The organism is Streptomyces liliifuscus (assembly GCF_016598615.1).
Lineage (GTDB): Bacteria > Actinomycetota > Actinomycetes > Streptomycetales > Streptomycetaceae > Streptomyces > Streptomyces liliifuscus.
This window is the reverse complement of sequence record NZ_CP066831.1, coordinates 1,777,333-1,796,774: the sequence shown is the minus strand read 5'-3', so window position 1 is coordinate 1,796,774 and position 19,442 is coordinate 1,777,333. Positions and strand designations below refer to the sequence as shown.

Here is a 19,442-nt window from a genome sequence, read left to right as displayed (position 1 = left end):
GCAACTGAGCAGCCAGCGGTGTTGTGGGCGGGGTCGGGGCCGGGGCGGGCAGCTTCGGCCTAGCCCCGTTGGCGCGCGGCCAGTTCGTGGGCGATGTCCCGTGTCGCCGGGTAGAGCCGGAGGTACAGCGCGTACAACTCGTCGTAGTCGGCGCGCAGTCGCGGGTCCGGGGCGACGCGTTCGCGCACCGGGTTCCACTCGTCGATGAGCGGGCCGCCGACCGCGCTCGCCGCGAGGAACGCCGCACCGTAGCTCGCCCCGAGCGTGACGGTCCTGATCTCCTGCTCCAGGCCCGTCACGGCCGACACGATCCGGGTCCACAGGCCGCCCCGGGTGCCTCCGCCCACCGCGACGACACGACGGATGTCCGCTCCCGCCGCGCGCATCGCCTCGACGTTGTGCCGTACCCCGAAGGCCGTGGCCTCCAGGGCGGCACGGTAGAGGTCACCGCGGGTGTGCTCCACCGTCAGCCCGGCGATCACCCCGCGGGCGTGCGGATCGGCCACCGGCGTCCGCTCGCCCGCGAAGTACGGCAGCATCAGCAGCCCCCGCGCACCCGGCCCGGACGCCTCCGCCCCGGCGAGCAGCTCGGTGTGCTCGGGCGTGCCGAGCAACTCCCGGAGCCAGTCGGTGATCATGCCGGAGGTGGCCATGCCGCCCGCGAGGCTGCGCGTTCCGGGCAACGCCCCGACGGTGCTCCACAGTTGGGGCACCAATAGACGCTCGGACAGGGTGTTGATCAGGAACATGGTGCTGCCGTACATCAGCATCAGGTCACCGGTGTGCTGCGCGCCCACACTCAGCGCCTCCGACCAGGCATCGACCGTGCCGGCGATCACCGGGATTCCGGCGGGCAGCCCCGTGGCGTCGGCGGCCTCGGCCGTGACCTGTCCGGCGATGTCCCCCGGCCAGAGCAGGCGGGGGAGTTCGAGCCAGGGCGCGATGTGCCGGGTCCACGGCTCGTACCACTCCTGGGCCACGGAGTCGTACAGCGGAACGGCCTGGCTCGCCGAGTGGTGGTCCAGCACATAGGTCCCGGTGAGCCGGACCACCAGGTACGAGCTGGGCATGTGGAGCCGCCTGGCGCGGGCGACCACATCGGGCTCGTGCTCCGCGAGCCAGGCGATCTTGGGGCCAACGGCCTGGGTGGACAGCAGGGACCCGCAGCGCCGCAGTACGGCGTCGCGGCCCAACTCGTCGTCCAGGCGGGCGATCTGCTTGGTGGCCCGGGTGTCGACGCCGTACAGGATCGCCGGGTGCAGCGGCGTGTCCGTCTCATCGGTGAGGGCGACGCACGGGCCCATGCCGCTGACCCCGACCGCGGTGACGGAGGTGCCGTCCGGCGCGGATTTCAGCAACTCCCGGGTGATGGAGGCGAACTCGTCCCACCAGACCCGTGCGTCCATCTCGACGTGACCGGGGTGCGGACGGTCGACGGTGTGCGGGCGGACGGCCGTCGCGAGGACGGAACCGTCCTCGTCCACCAGCACGCCCTTGCTGCTGGACGTACCGATGTCGACCCCGATCACCGTCATACGCTCACGTCTCCCCGCTCACTCGCCCCGGTAGGGGGCGGTCCTGGCGTGACCGCCCCACCCCGATGTTCTACGGGATCGACAGGGATCCGTCGCGCTGGGGCGGAATCGCCACGCCGTTCTGCTGGAGGGCGACGGTGCGTGCGGGCGAGGGAATGCGGATGCCCTCCACGTGGTACCGCTTGTGCAGCCGCTTCACGAACTCGTGCTTGATCCGGTACTGGTCGCTGAACTCGCCGACACCCAGGATGACGGTGAAGCTGATTCGCGAGTCCCCGAACGTGTGGAAGCGGATGGCGGGTTCGTGCTCCGGAACCGCGCCCTCGATCTCCGTCATGACCTCGGTGACGACCTCGGAGGTGACGCGCTCGACATGGTCCAGGTCGCTGTCGTAGCCGACGCCGACCTGCACGGTGAGGGTCATCTCCTGTTCCGGACGGCTGAAGTTGGTCATGTTGGTGCTGGAGAGCTGCGCGTTCGGGATGATGACGAGGTTGTTGGAGAGGTTGCGCACCACGGTGTTTCGCCAGTTGATGTCGACGACGTACCCCTCCTCACCGCTGGTGAGCCGGATGTAGTCGCCGGGCTGGATCGTCTTCGACGCGAGGATGTGGATGCCCGCGAAGAGGTTGGCGAGGGTGTCCTGGAGGGCCAGGGCGACCGCGAGACCACCGACGCCGAGGGCCGTGAGCAGCGGGGCGATGGAGATGCCCAGGGTCTGCAGGACGACCAGGCAGCCCATGGCGAGGACGACGACCCGGGTGATGTTGACGAAGATCGAGGCCGATCCGGCGACCCCGGAGCGGGACTGGGTGACGGCCCGCACCAGGCCGGCGACCACGCGTGCCGCCGTGATGGTGGCGGCCAGGATGAGCAGGACCGTCAGGATCTGGTTGACCGTGTGATTGACCTTGCCGGTCAGCGGCAGCGCCGCCGCGGCGGCCGCGATCCCGCCCGTGAGTGCGGCGACCGGTATCAGCGCGCGCAGTGCGTCGACGAGGACGTCGTCGCCGCTCCACCGGGTGCGGGTCGCGTGCTTGCCCAGCCAGCGCAGGAGGAGGCGCAGCAGCACGCCCGCCGCGAGGCCGACGGCCAGCCAGACACCCGCGACGATCCAGTCGTGCACAGTGAGATCCCGGTTCACCAACTGCCTCCCGTCGTACCGCCAAGGGCGTTCGCGCCCGGTATGTGATGTGTCGTCACCTTGTTGCCACCTGCTGCTCGATTCCTGGATGTGCGACCCGCGGGGAACGACGAGTCGTTGACCGGCAGGTTCGCTCATCTTGCTACATGCGCACAGGTGTTCCGTGCCAGGACCGCTCGGGTCAGGCCATCTCCCACCAGCATCGCCGCCAACTCGCCATGCCCGTAGGCATGTTGGCGTCTTCCCCGCTTCGGGCGAGCGCCGAGGCACCCTCGCCGTCCGGCCCGGCGGGCGTCGACCGGCCCCTTTGCCGATCCCGCCCCAATTTGGCCTGGATACGTCGTACGGGACGCTCAGATCTCGCCGAACGAACCGTGCCGCCCCGCCCCCGCCGAGAACCGCGCCGCCCCCTCAAGACTCTCCTCCAGCACACTCGTCCCGTGCCGGAACTCGCCCCGCATGGCGGTGCGCTCGTTCAACCCCTCCTGGTCGAGGACGGAACCGCGGTCGCCGCGGAGACAGGCCTGCGGGAAGCGGGCGATCGACGCGGCCAGCGCCTCCGCCTCCGCACGCGCCCGGCCCGGCGGGACGACCCGGTTCGCGAGGCCCATCTCGTACGCCTCGGGAGCGGCCACCGGGCGACCGGTCAGGATCATGTCCATCGCACGGCTGGTGCCGATGAGGCGGGGGAGTCGTACCGTGCCGCCGTCGATGAGAGGCACGCCCCAGCGGCGGCAGAAGACGCCGAAGACCGCGTCCTCCTCGGCGACCCGCAGATCGCACCAGAGGGCCAGTTCCAGACCACCCGCCACGGCGTGGCCCGCGACCGCGGCGATCACCGGCTTCGACAGCCGCATCCGGGTGGGGCCCATCGGGCCGTCGCCGTCCTCCGTCACGTGGTTGCCGCGTTCCGTGCCGAGCGCCTTGAGGTCGGCGCCCGCGCAGAACGTGCCGCCCTCGCCCCACAGCACGGCCACCCGGGCCGTCTCGTCGCTCTCGAACGCGCGGAACGCGTCGGCGAGATCGGCCGCCGTGGGACCGTCCACCGCGTTGCGGACCTCGGGGCGGGAGAGGACGACGGTGGTGACGTGTTCCTGGCGCTCGATCCGGACCGGCATCGCGTGGACCCTTCGGGTGGCGACTTCGTGTGGCGACGCCAGCAGGTTACTCCCGGGTCACACCGACGAGTTCAGGCCGTCCCCGTCAACTTCGGGGCGGCCTGAGAAGAGTGCTTTCCGGCCCGGCGGCCGCGGTGCTCAGACGATCCCAGCGCTGAGACCATCCCCGGCGGCCGATGGCTCAGATCATCTTCAGCCGCACGAGCGCGCCGAGCGTCAGCGCCCCCGGCAGCAGTGGCAGCCACACCGTGATGATGCGGTACGCGAGGACCACCGCCGTCGCCACCGCCACCGGACCGCCCGCCGCCACCAGTGCCAGGATCAGCGCGGCCTCCACCGAGCCGATCCCGCCCGGCGTCGGCACCAGGGCGACGGCCACCGTGGCCGCCAGATACGCGAGCGCCATGTGCAGCGGCGGCACCGGCAGCCCGAGCGCCTGTCCCACCGCGGCCAGTCCGGCCGCCTGGAACATCGGGAAGGAGAGCGAGCCGCCCCACAGCGCGAGCGCCCGGGCGGGCCGCGTGTGCACGGACCGGGCCTCGCCCAGCGCGGTCCGCAGGAACGTGAACACGACGGTACGCACCCGCCGTACGAGCAGCAGCACCGTCACCGCCACACACGCCACCGCTGCGACAACGAGCAGCAGCGGGCCGACCGCGCCGTCCGGCAGGAGCGTGCCGACCCGCAGCGCGTCGGGGAAGGCGATCAACAGGGCCAGCAGCAGCCCGACCCGGGCGATGGACTCCGCCAGCAGATAGAGCGCGAGCGCGGACGACGAACGGGCCAGTGGAACCCCGCACACCGTCATGAACCGAAGATTGACGGCACTCGCGCCAAGACCTGTCGGCAGCAGATGGTTGGCGGCGCCCGCCGCGAACTGCGTGGCAAGCAACCGCCGTTTGGGCAGCCGTTCGACGAGCGCGCCCTGCCGGGTCACGGCAGCCGCCACCCAGGTCAGACAGGTCGCGGCGACCGCGGCCAGCAGCCACGGCCACTTCGCCGACGCCAGATGCCCGAAGCCCTCCGCGAGCACGGACCGGTGCTGCACCGCGACCACGGCCACGAGGGCGAGCGGGAGGAGGCAAAGGATCTGCCGGACCGGAAGGCGTCTGGCGAAGCCCTGGGGAAAGCGTTCGACGGTCACATCGGGAGAGGGTTTCCACACCGCACCAACGTGGGGTTGCGGGCACGGGGACAGCGGCTGACACGCCGGGCACGGCATCGGGTCGCCGGGCTCGCTGAGGAGAGTGGGTTCAGTGAGTGTCATCGATCATCCCTTGACCTCATCCCTTGACCTCAAGATTGCTTGAGGTTCTACGGTCTGTCCCATGAGTATGGAGACCACAGCCTGGACGCAGCTCCACAGCGTCATGAACGCCGAGCAGGAACGCCGTCCCTTCGCCAGAGCGACCCTGCGCCGCATCGCCGGATTCGCCCGCCCGCACCGCCGCCGTATCGCGCAGTTCGTCGTGCTCAGCGTGGTGACGGCGCTGCTCGCCGTGGCCACCCCGGTCCTCGCCGGACGCGTCGTGGACGCGATCGTGTCCGGCGGCGACGAGGGCACGGTCGTACGACTCGCCCTGCTCATCGCCCTGATCGCGTTCGCGGAGGCGGGGATCGGACTGGTGGGCCGGTGGCTCTCGGCGAACCTCGGCGAAGGACTCATCCTGGACCTGCGGACAGCGGTCTTCGATCATGTACAGCGCATGCCGGTCGCGTTCTTCACACGCACTCGTACGGGCGCGCTCGTCAGTCGACTCAACAACGACGTGATCGGCGCCCAGCGGGCGTTCAGCAACACCCTCTCCGGAGTGGTGAGCAATCTCGTGACCCTGCTGCTCACCCTCGCCGTGATGCTCACCCTGTCCTGGCAGATCACCCTGCTCGCGCTCGTACTCCTCCCGGTGTTCGTGGTGCCCGCCCGCCGGATGGGCAGCCGGATGGCGAAACTCCAGCGCGAGGCGGCCGACCTCAACGCGTCCATGGGCACCCGGATGACCGAGCGCTTCTCCGCGCCCGGCGCCACCCTGATCAAGCTCTTCGGCAGGCCGGGTCAGGAGTCCGCGGAGTTCGCGGTGCGCGCCCGGCGGGTGCGGGACATCGGGGTGCGCACGGCGATGGCGCAGACCGCCTTCATCACGGCCCTGACCCTCGTCTCCGCCCTCGCGCTCGCCCTGGTCTACGGCCTCGGCGGCTGGTACGCCCTGCGCGGCAGCCTGGAACCGGGCGCCGTCGTCTCGCTGGCCCTGCTCCTGACCCGCCTGTACGCGCCGCTGACGTCCCTCGCCGGTGCCCGCGTCGAGGTCATGAGCGCCCTGGTCAGCTTCGAGCGGGTCTTCGAGGTCCTCGACCTGAAGCCGCTGATCGACGAGAAACCGGACGCCCGCGCGGTCCCCGAGGGCCCGGCCTCCGTCGAGTTCACCGACGTCCGCTTCGCCTACCCGTCGGCCGACAAGGTCTCCCTCGCCTCCCTGGAGGAGGTCGCCGCACTCGACACCCGCGGCGGCACCGAGGTCCTGCACGGCATCTCCTTCCGCGCCGAACCCGGCCAGACCGTCGCCCTCGTCGGCTCGTCCGGCGCGGGCAAGTCCACGGTCGCCTCACTGCTGCCACGGCTGTACGACACCGACGAGGGCTCCGTACGCATCGGCGGCGTCGACGTCCGTGACCTGAGCGCCGAGTCGATGCGGGCCACCCTCGGCATGGTCACCCAGGACGGTCACCTGTTCCACGACTCGGTGCGCGCCAACCTGCTCCTCGCCCGGCCCGACGCCGACGAGGACGAACTGTGGGACGTGCTGCGCCGGGCCCGCCTCGACGACCTCGTGCGTTCCCTGCCCGACGGCCTCGACACGGTCGTCGGCGAGCGCGGCTACCGCCTCTCCGGCGGTGAACGCCAGCGCATGACCATCGCCCGGCTGCTCCTGGCCCGCCAGCGGGTGGTCGTCCTCGACGAGGCGACGGCCCACCTGGACAACACCTCCGAGGCCGCCGTACAGGAGGCACTCGCCGAGGCCCTCCAGGGCCGCACCGCACTCGTCATCGCCCACCGGCTCTCGACGGTACGGGCCGCCGACCAGATCCTCGTCGTCGAGGCCGGCCGCATCGTGGAACGCGGCACCCACGAGGAACTCCTCACGGCGAACGGGCGGTACGCGGAGCTCTACCGGACCCAGTTCGAGAAACCGGCACGGACCGACGCGACCGAGGACGGCGTGCCCCAGAACGGAGTGTCGGAGAAGGGCGTGACGGAGATCGCTGTGGCGGAGGAGGCGGTGGCATAGGCACCGCGCACGGCGCCGCCGTACCCTGACGGCGTCGGCGCGTACCCGCACCCCGGGACGCGACCCTCTCACCCCAGGAGCAACGCCTCATGCTGCGCACCATGTTCAAGTCCAAGATCCACCGTGCCACGGTCACCCAGGCCGATCTGCACTACGTCGGATCCGTGACCATCGACGCCGAGCTCCTCGAAGCGGCCGATCTGCTGCCGGGAGAGCTGGTGCACATCGTCGACATCGACAACGGCGCCCGCCTGGAGACGTATGTCATCGAGGGGGAGCGCGGGTCCGGTGTCATCGGTATCAACGGGGCGGCGGCGCACCTCGTGCACCCCGGAGACCTGGTGATCATCATCAGTTACGCTCAGGTCTCCGACGCCGAGGCCCGGTCGCTGAGGCCGCGGGTCGTGCACGTGGACGCCGGGAACCGGATCGTGGCGCTCGGCGCGGATCCGTCCGAGCCGGTGCCGGGCTCGGACCAGGAGCGCAGTCCCCAGGCCGTCCGGGCCTGACCACCGTCCGCATCCGTAACCGCATCCGCATCCGCGAGGAGAGACCATGAGCGAGACCGCGATCCGCGACGACCGGGCGGCCGGCCGCCTGGAGGCGTACGCCGGTGACGAAGTCCTCGGCCACATCGAGTACTTCGTCCTCGAAAGCCCGGGTCGCGCGCTCGTCCCGGTCCACACGATCGTGGAGCCCGCCCATGAGGGCAAGGGCATCGCCGGCTCCCTCGCCCGCGAGCTGTACGCCATGTCGGCCCGCGAGGGAGTCCCCGTCGCCCCACTCTGCCCGTACGTCGTCAAGTGGGCCGCACGCCACCCCGACGAGGCCCCGGCGGCCGACCCCGAGCTGCTGAGCGCGGCGATGGCCTGGCTGACGGCCAATCCGGGCCGGTTCTGATGGGATCTCTCGCCCTCCTGCACACCTCGCCCGTCCACGTCCCCGTCTTCGACGTGCTCCGCGACGAGGACCACCCGGCCCTGGAGCTACGGCACTTCGTGTCCGAGGAGCTCCTGGAGCGGGCCCGGGCGGAAGGCCCGGAGGCGGTGGCCGACGAGGTGCGCGCGATGCTGGACCGGGCCGTCGCCGACGGGGCGGTGGCGGTCCTCTGCACCTGCTCCACCATCGGCGCGGTCGCCGAAGCCGCTCGCCCCGGCGTGCCCGTGCTCCGGGTGGACCGTCCGATGGCGGCCGCGGCGGTGGCGGCCGGCCCGCGCGTCGTCGTGCTCGCCACGGTGGAGAGCACACTCGGCCCGACGGTGGCCCTTGTCGAGGAGGAGGCCGCCCGCGCGGGATCCCCGACCGCCGTACGCACCCTGCTCGCGGCCGACGCCTGGGACCACTTCGAGGCGGGCGACATCGACGCCTACGCCCGTGCCGTCGCGTCCGCCGCCGACAGCGTCACGGACGCCGACGCGATCGTCCTCGCCCAGGCCTCGATGACCCCGGCCCAGCACCTGACCACGACCTCCGTACCGGTGCTGTCCAGCCCGCGCCCCGGCCTCGCGGCGGGAGCGGCCGCGGTGGGCATGGTCGGCGCGGCCCGCGGGGCGTAGGCCCACCTGGTCCCCCGTTCGTCCCGCGACGGGGTGAGTGGGCGCGCGGGGCACGGGTACGCGTGGGAGAAGTCCAGGGCCGAGACACCGACTGGCTGGAGGACGCCATGACGCACCCGTACCCCGACCCCGTGAAGCCGGGCCCCACACCGGGCCCGGGACCCGACCACCCCCAACCCTTCCCGGAACCGGACCCGGTCCCGTCCCCCAAACCCCACCCGGTCCCGGAGCCGTCCCCGTCTCCCCTCCCGCAGCCCCCCGATCCGTCCCCGGCCCCACCCCCGGAGCCCCAGCCGGGCCCACTGGGCTGACACGCCACAAAAGAGCCGGTGGCCGGTGCGGAGAATCCGCACCGGCCACCGGCTCTTTCAGGGGCGCGGGGAACTGCGCGACAAGCCCCCACGGACCCGCACTCCGAGAACCGACCCCCGCGCGGAGCGCCTAGCCCGCAACCTCGGACCGGTCCCCACCCCACAACGTGTGGAACGACCCCTCCCGATCGGTCCGCCGATACGTGTGCGCCCCGAAGAAGTCCCGCTGCCCCTGAGTGAGCGCCGCAGGCAACCGCTCCGCACGCAACGCGTCGTAGTACGCCAGCGCCGCCGCGAACCCGGGCGTCGGTACCCCCTGCTGCACGGCGGAGACGAGCACGGCCCGCCAGTCGTCCTGCGCCGCCGCGATCTCCTGCGCGAACGTCTCGTCCGCCAGCAGGCTCGGCAGATCGGCGCGCGCGTCGTACGCGGCACGGATCCGGTCGAGGAAGGCCGCCCGGATGATGCACCCGCCACGCCAGATCGCGGAGACCGCGCCCAGGTCGACGTTCCAGTCGTACTCGGCGCTGCCGGCCGCGATCTCGTGGAAGCCCTGTGTGTAGGACACGATCTTCGAGGCGTAGAGCGCCTGCTCCACCTGGTCGGCGAAGGCCGCGGCCTCGGTCTCGCTCAGCGCCGTGGCCTTGGGCCCGGCCAGCCCCCGCGAGGCTTCACGGAGCTCGGTGTGGCCCGACAGGGACCGCGCGAAGACGGCCTCGGCGATGCCCGACACGGGAACGCCCAGGTCGAGGGCGATCTGCACGGTCCACCGCCCCGTGCCCTTCTGCTCCGCCTGGTCCTGCACGACGTCCACGAAGGCCTTGCCCGTCGCCGCGTCCACGTGCGACAGGACCTCGGCGGTGATCTCGATCAGGTAGGAGTCCAGCCGCCCGGTGTTCCAGGTGCGGAAGATGTCCGCGATCTGCGCGGGGGAGTAGCCCGCCACGTCACGCAGCAGCTGGTACGCCTCGCCGATCAGCTGCATGTCGGCGTACTCGATGCCGTTGTGCACCATCTTCACGAAGTGTCCGGCGCCGTCGGGACCGACGTGCGTGACACACGGGGCGCCGTCGGCCGCCTTCGCGGAGATCTTCTCCAGCATCGGACCGAGCGACTCGTACGACTCCACCGGACCGCCGGGCATGATGCTCGGCCCGTGCAGCGCGCCCTCCTCGCCGCCGGAGATGCCCGCGCCCACGAAGTGGATGCCCTGCTCGCGCAGTTCGCGCTCCCGGCGCCGGGTGTCCGCGAAGTGGGCGTTGCCACCGTCGATGATCATGTCGCCGGGCTCCAGGAGCGGGGCGAACTCCTGGATCACCGCGTCGGTCGGCTCGCCGGCCTTCACCATGATCACAAGTCGGCGCGGGCGTTCCAGCGCGGCGACGAACTCCTTGGCGGTCTCCGTCGCGACAAAGGTGCCCTCGCTGCCGAACTCCTCCACCAGCGCGTGCGTACGCGCCGCCGTCCGGTTGTGCAGGGCGACCGCGTATCCGTTGCGCGCGAAGTTACGGGCGAGATTGCGCCCCATGACCGCGAGTCCCGTGACGCCGATCTGGGCTGAAGTGCTCATACGGTTGGCTCCTAGAGGTGCTGAATCGGTAGTGCCGGTCATGCCTGCCAGTTTGCCCCACCGACCATCCTGACTTGCAGGTTCGCCGACCGCACATCCTGACTTTCCGACCGTGTGTACGCAGCGGAGCCGCCCCTGCCTCAGTGCCTCGCCGAACTTCGCTGTCACATCTGCCCCGGGCATACGCGTCGACAGCCGTGAACGAAGGTCGATTCCTGGTCACTTGGCGGGATAGGGAGGCCGATTGCCCTCTTGTCATGGCCTGTTAGCAGCGTTTACTTTTGCCGCTCCTGACGCTTGTCGAGGGGGCACCTTCATGGCCGTACGCGGCCGGCACCGCCGGTATCAGCCGAACAGGATCAACCGCGCCTCACTCACCGTCACGGTGGGCGGTGCCGGGATGGCGATACCGCTCATCGGTACCGGCGTCGCGAACGCGGCAGACGTGGACACCTGGAACAAGGTGGCCGCCTGCGAGTCCACCAACAACTGGAAGATCAACACCGGCAACGGCTACTACGGCGGGCTGCAGTTCAGCCAGTCCACCTGGGAGGCGTACGGCGGCAGGGCCTACGCGGCACGCGCCGACCTCGCCTCCAAGGACCAGCAGATAGCCGTCGCCGAGAAGGTGCTCAAGGGCCAGGGCCCGGGCGCCTGGCCGACCTGCTCGGTGCGGGCGGGCCTCACCCGCGGCGGCGACACCCCCGACATCAACCCCTCGGGGACGGCCGCCCAGAAGCCCAAGCGCACCGTCCGCGACGTACAGCCGCAGACCACGCCCCAGTCGCAGGCCGGCACCGCCGAGATGTACACCGTCGTCCGCGGCGACACGCTCTCGGGCATCGCGGGCGCACGCGAGGTCCCGGGCGGCTGGCGGAAGTTGTACGACGCCAACCGCAGGACGGTCGGCGCCGACCCGGACATGATCGTTCCCGGTCAGCGGCTGAACCTGAAGCCGAACGCGTCGCCCGCCGCCTCCACCTCCGACACCTCGGAGAAGACGCAGAAGAAGACGAAGGAAAAGGCCAAGGCGAAGGTCGAGGGGAAGTCGGAGAAGAAGACCCACTCGACCACGCGCGGTCTCACCGCCCCGGTGAGCGCCGGTACGGGAACGCCGTACCACGCGGCGGGTTCCTCCTGGTCGAAGGGCTACCACACGGGCGTCGACTTCCCGGTGCCCACCGGCACGTCCGTGAAGTCGGTCGGCGCGGGCAGCGTGGTGACCGCGGGCTGGGGCGGTTCCTTCGGCTACCAGGTGGTGATCCGGCACGGCGACGGCCGCTACACCCAGTACGCCCATCTGTCGGCGATCTCCGTGAAGGCCGGGCAGAGCGTGGTGACCGGTCAGCGCATCGGCCGCTCCGGTTCCACGGGCAACAGCTCGGGCCCGCATCTGCACTTCGAGGTGCGGACGGGGCCCGGTTTCGGCAGCGACGTCGATCCTGTCGCCTATCTGCGCGCCGGTGGCGTCACGATTTGACGCTGGAGCGGATCACCACCGGGGCGGGGAGCAACGGCAGGAACGGAAGGCCGTAGTAGCCGCCGTTGGGCCAGGACGGTTGTTCGTCGATGCCCTCGATGTCGTCCGGCGTGTCGCCGGGCGGCGGGGGCCCGTTGGACCCGGGCGGCGGCAGGAGCGCGTCCTGCCGCGCCGAGGCCGAGGCGAACATCCCGGCGTGCGCGAGTGTCTCCTCCCGGGGGCGCGCCTCGTCCCGTACCCCCGCCGAGACCACCAGCCGCTCCGCCGGGACAAGCTGCTCCGGCAGGGCGCGGTCGGGCGCGACGACGGCGGGTTCCTCGACACGGCTCGGCTCGGCGGCCGGGCTCGGCTCGGTCCTGGGGGCCGCGTCCGTCATCGCCGCGGCCACTGCCGGCACAGGTGCCGGTGCGGGCACGGACACCGGCGTCGTACGCTCCGAACCGCTGATGCGCTCCGTGGTGAGCAGGATCAGGCCGCCCGCGGCGACGACCCCGCAGCCCAGCGCGAGGGCGGTGCCCGTCTCGCCGTAGCGGAACGTCTCGCCGAACATCGTGAGACCGACCGCGGCCGCCACTATCGGGTTGATGACCGTCAGCGTGGCCAGCGGCGCGGCGAGGCCGGCGCCGCGGTAGGAGGCCTGCGACAGGAGCATTCCGGCGGTCGCCAGGACACCGATCACGGCGAGGCTCGGCGCATCGGCGAGCGAGACGCCGCCCGTCCAGTCGACCGCGACCGTCTTCGTGAACACCGACGACATACCGAAGGCGACACCCGCGGCCGTCGCGAGGAGCACGCTGCGCACGGCCGGGTGCCGGTGCACGGCGCGGGCGGCCATCATCAGGGCCACCACGGCACCGCCGGTGACCAGGGCCACCACCACACGCTGGGTGCTGTTCAGGGACTGCGAATCGGCCGTGCCGACCAGGGCGAGCAGACCGGCCAGGCCGACCGTCGCCATGATCGCGCCGCGCCAGGCCGTCGCCCCGGCCCTGCGGCGCACGAAGACGGCGGCCATGGGAAGCGCGAAGACGATGGTCAGCGCGCCCAGCGGCTGGACCAGGCTGAGCGGTCCGTAGGCGAGCGCCACGACGTGCAGCAGCCCGCCGAGGGCGTTGAGGCCGACCGCGATCCACCAGGCGAGCTGGTGCATGGGTGCGTACGTCGTGCCGGGCGTGTTCGCCGCGACCCGTTCCTGCACGATCGCCCCGCCGGCGTACGCGACGGCGGAGACGAGAGAGAGCAGCACAGACAGCACGAGTGCGTTCATGTGTCGCTCCTCCTCTGCGTGTGACGGACGTTCTCCCGAAGGCGGGGAGTCCGGTGCGACGATCGGTCGGCTTCCATGGTTAATACGATCCCTTTTGAAAGCGCCCGTGTCGTCGTACCTGAGCAGTCATTGGGTCCTACTGCCGATGGAGTACGTCTTGGGCCTAGTCCTCCCCAGGTCGGGTGACACCGGGTACAACCCCCCTAGTGGCTCCGTTATGCCCCCTTGGTGTACTTGGTCTTCGTGAACCTCGATCCGGATCTGAATCGACTGGCATCTCTCGAAGGTTTCTTCGCCCTGCGCACGGGACGGCCGTCGCTGCCGACCCTCGCGGAGGCGTACAAGACACGGAGCGTCACCCAGGAGTCGGATCCGCTCACTTTCCGTGTCCGTAAGGTCGTACGGCTGCTGGACGCGCCCGAGACGCGTATCGGGGTCTCGGTGGCGCAGCAGGGACTGGCCGCCCGACTGTGGTCGGTGGCCCTGGGCGCGGCCGCCCTCTACGGGCAGATTCCGGACCTCGACCCCCGGCTGCTGCACTGGGACGCGGACGGCAGCGCGCCCGACGACCTGTGGCTGGCCGAGACACGCGCCCTGCCCGGCGACGCGGCCACCGTCCGGCGGGTCGTACAGGACGGCCATCTCGAACCCCTCGCCGCGGCGCTGCGGGCCCGGCAACCCGTCTCCGCGGGACTTCTGCGGGGCAACGCGGCCTCCGCGCTCGCGGGCGCCGCACGCGAGCTCGACCGCTGGGCCCGCGCCAACGGCCGCCCGGAGGTGGGCGAGAGGGCCCGCTCACTCGCCGCCGAACTCTTCGACCACCCCGACCTGCGGGACACCGGCACCCTGGACGGCACGGCGTTCCGGCGGCGCAGCTGCTGCCTCTACTACCGGGTACCCGGCGGCGGAGTGTGCGGCGACTGCTGCTTCGTACTGCCTCCCGGCCGCCTCTGAGCAGGGCGGTGCCGCGACTCCGAGCGCGGTGGTGCCGCGCCTCCGGGCATCGTGGCGGCGAGCCGCGGGGCATGCCTTCCCTCGCGCTCTTCCCCAAGGGCCACTTCTGGGTGACCATGTGGGAACCAGCCGCTGAGACAGGGGGTTCCGGGTGCGTGTGGGACTGCTTTCCCGGGAGTACCCGCCGGATGTGTACGGCGGTGCGGGGGTACATGTCGAGTTCCTCGCCCGGGAGTTGAGGCCCCTCACCGAACTGGACGTGCACTGCTGGGGCGAGGGCGCCGCGGGCGGAGTCGTACGCCACCGGCCCTGGCCCACGCTCGACGGCGCGAACGACGCGCTGCGCACCTTCTCCGTCGACCTCTCCATCGCCGCCGCCCTCGAAGGCCGCGAGCTCGTCCACTCGCACACCTGGTACGCCAACCTCGCGGGCCACATGGCGAAGCTGCTGTACGGCATCCCGCATGTCATGACCGCCCACTCCCTCGAGCCGCTGCGCCCCTGGAAGGCCGAGCAGCTGGGCGGCGGCTACGCCCTCTCCAGCTGGGCCGAGCGCACCGCCATCGAGTCCGCCGACGCCGTGATCGCCGTCTCCACGGCCATGCGCGAGGACATCCTCGGCTGCTACCCGTCCCTGGACCCGGCGAAGGTGCGCGTCGTGCACAACGGCATCGACACCTCCCTCTACCGGCCGGACCACGGCACCGACGTGATCGACCGCATCGGCCTCGACCCCGGCCGCCCGTACATCCTGTTCGTCGGACGCATCACCCGCCAGAAGGGCGTGCCTCATCTGCTGCGCGCGGTACGGGACATCGACCCGGCCGCCCAGGTCGTCCTGTGCGCGGGAGCCCCCGACACACCGGAGATCGACCAGGAGTTCCGCGACCTCTTCCAGGAGCTCAGCGGTGTCCGCGAGGGCGTGCACTGGATCCCGCAGATGCTGCCGCGTCCGGACGTGATCCAACTCCTCACGCACGCAGCCGTGTTCGTCTGCCCCTCGGTGTACGAGCCCCTGGGCATCGTCAACCTGGAGGCGATGGCCTGCGGCACGGCCGTGGTGGCCTCGCGGGTGGGCGGGATTCCCGAGGTCGTCGCGGACGGCGAGACCGGGCTGCTGGTGTCCGTCGAGGAGTCCGCCGAGGAGAACGTGGCGCGGCTGGCGCGTGCCCTCGACTCGCTGCTCGCCGATCCGCAGGCCGCCCGGCGCATGGGCGAGGCGGGGCGGGAGCGGGCGGTGCGGGAGTTCGGCTGGGACACGGTGGCCAGGCGGACCGTCCAGCTGTACGAGGAAATCCTCAAACAGGGGTAGCCCGCGGGCGCGGATCGCCCGTCCACGGGGGTAGTCCTCTGGCAGGTGTAGTTCAAGAACGTGGCCCGAACCGGGCGGTAGAGGGGCGGCGGCATGCGACGCGGTGGACCTTCGGTACTGGGAATCGTACTGGCGGGCGGCGAGGGCAAGAGGCTGATGCCCCTGACCGCCGACCGGGCGAAACCCGCGGTGACTTTCGGCGGAACGTACCGCCTCGTGGACTTCGTGCTCTCCAACCTCGTCAACGCCGACATCCTGCGCATCTGTGTCCTGACGCAGTACAAGTCGCACTCGCTCGACCGGCACATCACCACGACCTGGCGGATGTCCAGCCTGCTCGGCAACTATGTGACGCCGGTCCCGGCCCAGCAGCGGCTCGGCCCGCGCTGGTACCTGGGCAGCGCCGACGCGCTCCTGCAGTCCCTGAACCTCGTGCACGACGAACAGCCCGACTACATAGCGGTGTTCGGCGCCGACCACGTCTACCGCATGGACCCGCGGCAGATGCTGACCCAGCACATCGAGAGCGGCGCGGGAGTGACCGTCGCGGGCATCCGGGTGCCCCGGGCCGAATCGTCCGCCTTCGGCGTCATCTCCCCCGGGACGGACGGCCAGAGCGTCCGGGGCTTCCTGGAGAAGCCCGCCGACCCGCCGGGCCTCCCGGACGACCCGGAGTGCGTCTTCGCGTCCATGGGCAACTACATCTTCACCACCAAGACCCTGGTGGAGGCGCTGCACCGGGACGCCGAGGACGAGAACTCCGTGCACGACATGGGCGGTTCGATCCTGCCGACGCTCACCGACCGCGGCGAGGCCCAGCTGTACGACTTCAGCCAGAACCACGTGCCAGGCGAGACGGTCCGCGACCAGGGCTACTGGCGGGACGTCGGAACCCTCGACGCCTACTACGACGCCCATATGGACCTCATCGCCGAGCGGCCCGCCTTCAACCTCTACAACCGCAGCTGGCCCATCTACACCCACTCCGGCCAGCTGTCGCCGGCCCGCTTCAACGCCGGCGGCATGGCGAGCGAGTCGATCATCAGCGCGGGGTGCCTGATCCGCGGCCAGGTCACCCGGTCGGTCCTCTCGCCGGGTGTCGTCATCGATCCGGGCGCGGTCGTCCAGGGCTCGGTGCTGCACGACAACGTGCACGTGGGGCGGGGCGCGGTCGTGCGTGGCGCGGTTCTCGACAAGAACGTACAGGTGCCCCCGGGGGCGACGATCGGCGTCAACCCGGAGCGGGACCAGGAGCTCTACACGGTCTCCAAGGGCGGCGTGATCGGGCTGGGGAAGGGTCAGCACGTGTCGTAGCGGCGGGCACGTTGGGCTGCCGGGGTGGCAATGGCGCGGCCCACCCCGGCAGGTCCGGGGTGACGGGCGGGCCGAGCGGTCTTATAAGTACGACCGCACGGTGATCGAGCCCGACACGGAGGACCTGCGTATGAGATGGACCGGACGCCCGCGCCCGCGTACGGCGGCGGTGATCGCCGCCGCCCTGCTCGGGCTGGGCGGTGGGCTCACCGCTCCCGACGTCCGGGCCGCCGAGCCGGGGGAGGGCCGCCTCACCGAGCTGGTCAACCCGTTCATCGGCACCCAGAACGAGGGCAACACCTTTCCGGGCGCCGCCGTGCCCTTCGGCATGGTGCAGCTGTCCCCGGACACCGGGCACAACACCGGCTACGACTACTCGCAGCGCCACATCCGCGGCTTCTCCCTCGTCCACCTGTCCGGTGTCGGCTGTCGCCTCGGCGGGGATCTGCCGGTCCTGCCGACGACGGGTGACGTCACACAGACCGACTACGCGAAGTACGCCGCCGAATTCGGGCACGACGCGGAGAAGGCGAGCCCCGGCCACTACAAGGTCGGCCTGAAGAGCGGCATCGACGCCGAACTGACCGCCACCGCGCGCACCGGTGTGCAGCGCTACACCTTTCCGGCCACGGACAAGGCGAACGTCCTGCTGAACGCCGGCCAGTCGCTGCACAGGACGGTCTCCACGTCGATCGAGATCCTCGACGACCGCACCGTACGCAGCACGATCACCGGCAGCGGCTTCTGCCGCGCCACCGGGCCGTACACCGTCCACACCCTCACCCGCTTCGACCGGCCGTTCACCACGTCCGGCACCTGGCAGGGCGACACGGTCACCGAGGGCTCGACACGCTCGGCCGGCACGGGCCGCAACGGCGCGTACCTCCGCTTCGACACCACGAAGGACCGCACGGTCGAGGCGACCACCGCCCTGTCGTACGTGGACGCGCGCGGCGCGGCCGTGAACCTCCGCTCCGAAGGAGGCCGCTCCTTCGACAGCGTCCGGGACTCGGCGCGGCGGGCCTGGGAGGACCGGCTCGACGACGTACGGGTGCGAGGCGGCGAGGAAACGCTCCGGCGCACCTTCTACTCCTCTCTCTACCGGTCCTTCCTCGCCCCGAACATCGGCAGCGACGCGGACGGCCGCTACACCGGCTGGGACAGGAAGGTCCACCGCGAGAAGGGCTTCACCTACTACCAGAACTGGTCGCTGTGGGACACCTACCGCACCCAGGCACAGCTCCTGGCCCTGCTCGCGCCGCGCGAGTCGCGTGACATGGCGCTCTCCGTCCTGCAGATCGACGAGGAGGGCGGCTGGCTGCCCAAGTGGGGCTACGGGACGATCGAGACCAACATCATGACCGGCGACCCGGTCACCCCGTTCCTCACCAACGCCTACCAGCAGGGCCTGCTGGACGGGCACGAGGAGCGGACCTACCGGGCGCTGAAGAAGAACGCCGACGGAGTGCCGCCCGCCGACTCGCCCGCGCTGGGACGGGAGGGCAACAAGGAGTACATCGCCGACGGATTCGTGCCCCGCCTCAAGGGCCGCCCGCACGCCAAGCCCGGTGACTCGGACTACGACCACGGGGCGTCCGCGACGCTGGAGTACGCCCTGTCCGACGCGATGCTCGCCCAGATGGCCCGGGATCTCGGGCACGAGGCGGATGCCGCGCGGTACGCCGCCCGCGCCCAGAACTACCGCCGGATCTTCGACCCCTCGACCGGCTTCTTCCGGGCCCGGGACGCCTCGGGCGCCTTCACGGGCGCGGCCGATCCGGCCAGGACCGAGGGATTTCACGAGGGCACGTCCTGGCAGTACCAGTGGCTCGTTCCGCAGGACCTGCCCGGGATGATCGACCTGATCGGCGGCAGACAGGCCGCGAACGACCGGCTCGACGCGTTCTTCGCGTACGACCGGCTGATGAAGGACCCCGCGAGGACGGCCCGCGAGGTGTGGGTCAACGGACCGTACGCCTACTACAACGCCGACAAGTACAACCCCCAGAACGAGCCCGACCTGATCGCCCCGTACACCTATCTGTCGACCGGCCGGCCCTGGCAGACCACCGACGTGGTGCGTGCCGCGCTGACCCTCTTCACGGACGCGCCGACCGGCATGACCGGCAACGACGACCTGGGGACCATGTCCGCCTGGCACGTCCTGTCGTCCATCGGGATCTTCCCGGTGCAGCCCGGATTCGACACCTGGGGCCTGTCCACACCGGTGTTCGAACGGGTCGACCTGGCCCTGGACCGCCGCTACCACCCCCTCGGCGCGCTGGCCGTGACGGCGGGGCCGGACGTCTCCGACGGACGCCGGTACATCCGGGCGGTACAGGGTGACGGGGTCGCGCACGACCGTACGTATCTGACGACCGACGAGCTGCGGGGCATCCGCGAGCTCGCCTTCACCGTGGGCGCGAAGCCGTCCGACTGGGGCACTGACCCGGACGCCGCGCCGCCCGTCCTGAAGTGACATCGCCCACTTGCCCGACCCCATAGGCCACACGGGTCCCGCCACCGCCATCGGTGGCGGGACTTAATCTGCTGTTAACTGAGCGTAGCTTGATCGTACTTGACCGTAATCGCCCGGC

General features: G+C 71.1%; 15 protein-coding genes. 9 read left to right on the top strand and 6 right to left on the bottom strand.

What is annotated here, in order from left to right; all coding sequences use genetic code 11:
- Positions 1-59 precede the first annotated feature (59 nt).
- The 4 genes from JEQ17_RS07785 to JEQ17_RS07770 form a co-directional block, all read right to left on the bottom strand.
- Positions 60-1,535 carry an FGGY-family carbohydrate kinase gene (locus tag JEQ17_RS07785; RefSeq protein ID WP_200394523.1) on the bottom strand — a complete coding sequence of 492 codons (1,476 nt, stop codon included), beginning with the start codon at positions 1,533-1,535 and terminating at the stop codon, positions 60-62.
- A 70-nt stretch (positions 1,536-1,605) separates the two neighbouring features.
- Positions 1,606-2,679 carry a mechanosensitive ion channel family protein gene (locus JEQ17_RS07780; RefSeq protein ID WP_200394522.1) on the bottom strand — a complete coding sequence of 358 codons (1,074 nt, stop codon included), beginning with the start codon at positions 2,677-2,679 and terminating at the stop codon, positions 1,606-1,608.
- A gap of 353 nt (positions 2,680-3,032) precedes the next feature.
- Entirely contained in the window at positions 3,033-3,797 is a 765-nt protein-coding gene (locus tag JEQ17_RS07775) for a crotonase/enoyl-CoA hydratase family protein (protein WP_200394521.1), read from the bottom strand.
- 181 nt (positions 3,798-3,978) lie between these two features.
- Positions 3,979-5,019, bottom strand: a complete 1,041-nt coding sequence (locus JEQ17_RS07770) for a lysylphosphatidylglycerol synthase transmembrane domain-containing protein (RefSeq protein WP_200401370.1) — start codon at positions 5,017-5,019, stop codon at positions 3,979-3,981.
- A 106-nt stretch (positions 5,020-5,125) separates the two neighbouring features.
- On the opposite strand from JEQ17_RS07770, the gene JEQ17_RS07765 reads away from it, so the two are divergent.
- The 4 genes from JEQ17_RS07765 to JEQ17_RS07750 all read left to right on the top strand — a co-directional run bounded on the left by JEQ17_RS07765 (position 5,126) and on the right by JEQ17_RS07750 (position 8,637).
- Entirely contained in the window at positions 5,126-7,081 is a 1,956-nt protein-coding gene (locus JEQ17_RS07765) for an ABC transporter ATP-binding protein (protein ID WP_234048116.1), read from the top strand.
- An 89-nt stretch (positions 7,082-7,170) separates the two neighbouring features.
- Positions 7,171-7,590, top strand: a complete 420-nt coding sequence (panD, locus tag JEQ17_RS07760) for an aspartate 1-decarboxylase (protein ID WP_200394520.1) — start codon at positions 7,171-7,173, stop codon at positions 7,588-7,590.
- 46 nt (positions 7,591-7,636) lie between these two features.
- Positions 7,637-7,981: a GNAT family N-acetyltransferase gene (locus JEQ17_RS07755; RefSeq protein ID WP_200394519.1), complete on the top strand. Its 345-nt coding sequence runs from the start codon at positions 7,637-7,639 to the stop codon at positions 7,979-7,981.
- Complete coding sequence (locus JEQ17_RS07750; protein WP_200394518.1) at positions 7,981-8,637, top strand: aspartate/glutamate racemase family protein; 657 nt, start codon at positions 7,981-7,983, stop codon at positions 8,635-8,637. Before JEQ17_RS07755 ends, JEQ17_RS07750 begins: the two co-directional genes overlap by 1 nt.
- A gap of 441 nt (positions 8,638-9,078) precedes the next feature.
- Here JEQ17_RS07750 and gndA read toward each other — a convergent pair whose 3' ends face one another.
- On the bottom strand, positions 9,079-10,518 hold the full coding sequence (gene gndA, locus JEQ17_RS07745) for an NADP-dependent phosphogluconate dehydrogenase (RefSeq protein WP_200394517.1): 1,440 nt from the start codon (positions 10,516-10,518) through the stop codon (positions 9,079-9,081).
- Between the two features lie 316 nt (positions 10,519-10,834).
- Between gndA and JEQ17_RS07740 the strand changes: the two genes are divergently transcribed.
- Positions 10,835-11,998 carry a transglycosylase family protein gene (locus JEQ17_RS07740; protein WP_200394516.1) on the top strand — a complete coding sequence of 388 codons (1,164 nt, stop codon included), beginning with the start codon at positions 10,835-10,837 and terminating at the stop codon, positions 11,996-11,998.
- On the opposite strand, the gene JEQ17_RS07735 is transcribed toward JEQ17_RS07740, so the two are convergent.
- The gene (locus JEQ17_RS07735; protein ID WP_200394515.1) at positions 11,988-13,265 is read right to left on the bottom strand and encodes a DMT family transporter; all 1,278 of its coding nucleotides are present in this window, start codon (positions 13,263-13,265) and stop codon (positions 11,988-11,990) included. The two genes, JEQ17_RS07740 and JEQ17_RS07735, sit on opposite strands and share 11 nt — an antisense overlap.
- A gap of 243 nt (positions 13,266-13,508) precedes the next feature.
- On the opposite strand from JEQ17_RS07735, the gene JEQ17_RS07730 reads away from it, so the two are divergent.
- The 4 genes from JEQ17_RS07730 to JEQ17_RS07715 all read left to right on the top strand — a co-directional run bounded on the left by JEQ17_RS07730 (position 13,509) and on the right by JEQ17_RS07715 (position 19,324).
- Positions 13,509-14,219 (top strand): (2Fe-2S)-binding protein, encoded by a 711-nt coding sequence (locus JEQ17_RS07730; RefSeq protein ID WP_200394514.1) that lies wholly within the window; start codon positions 13,509-13,511, stop codon positions 14,217-14,219.
- 151 nt (positions 14,220-14,370) lie between these two features.
- On the top strand, positions 14,371-15,531 hold the full coding sequence (gene glgA / locus JEQ17_RS07725; RefSeq protein WP_200394513.1) for a glycogen synthase: 1,161 nt from the start codon (positions 14,371-14,373) through the stop codon (positions 15,529-15,531).
- A gap of 93 nt (positions 15,532-15,624) precedes the next feature.
- Positions 15,625-16,845 (top strand): glucose-1-phosphate adenylyltransferase, encoded by a 1,221-nt coding sequence (gene glgC / locus JEQ17_RS07720; RefSeq protein ID WP_200394512.1) that lies wholly within the window; start codon positions 15,625-15,627, stop codon positions 16,843-16,845.
- Between the two features lie 130 nt (positions 16,846-16,975).
- Positions 16,976-19,324: a GH92 family glycosyl hydrolase gene (locus tag JEQ17_RS07715; protein WP_200394511.1), complete on the top strand. Its 2,349-nt coding sequence runs from the start codon at positions 16,976-16,978 to the stop codon at positions 19,322-19,324.
- Positions 19,325-19,442: the final 118 nt, after the last annotated feature.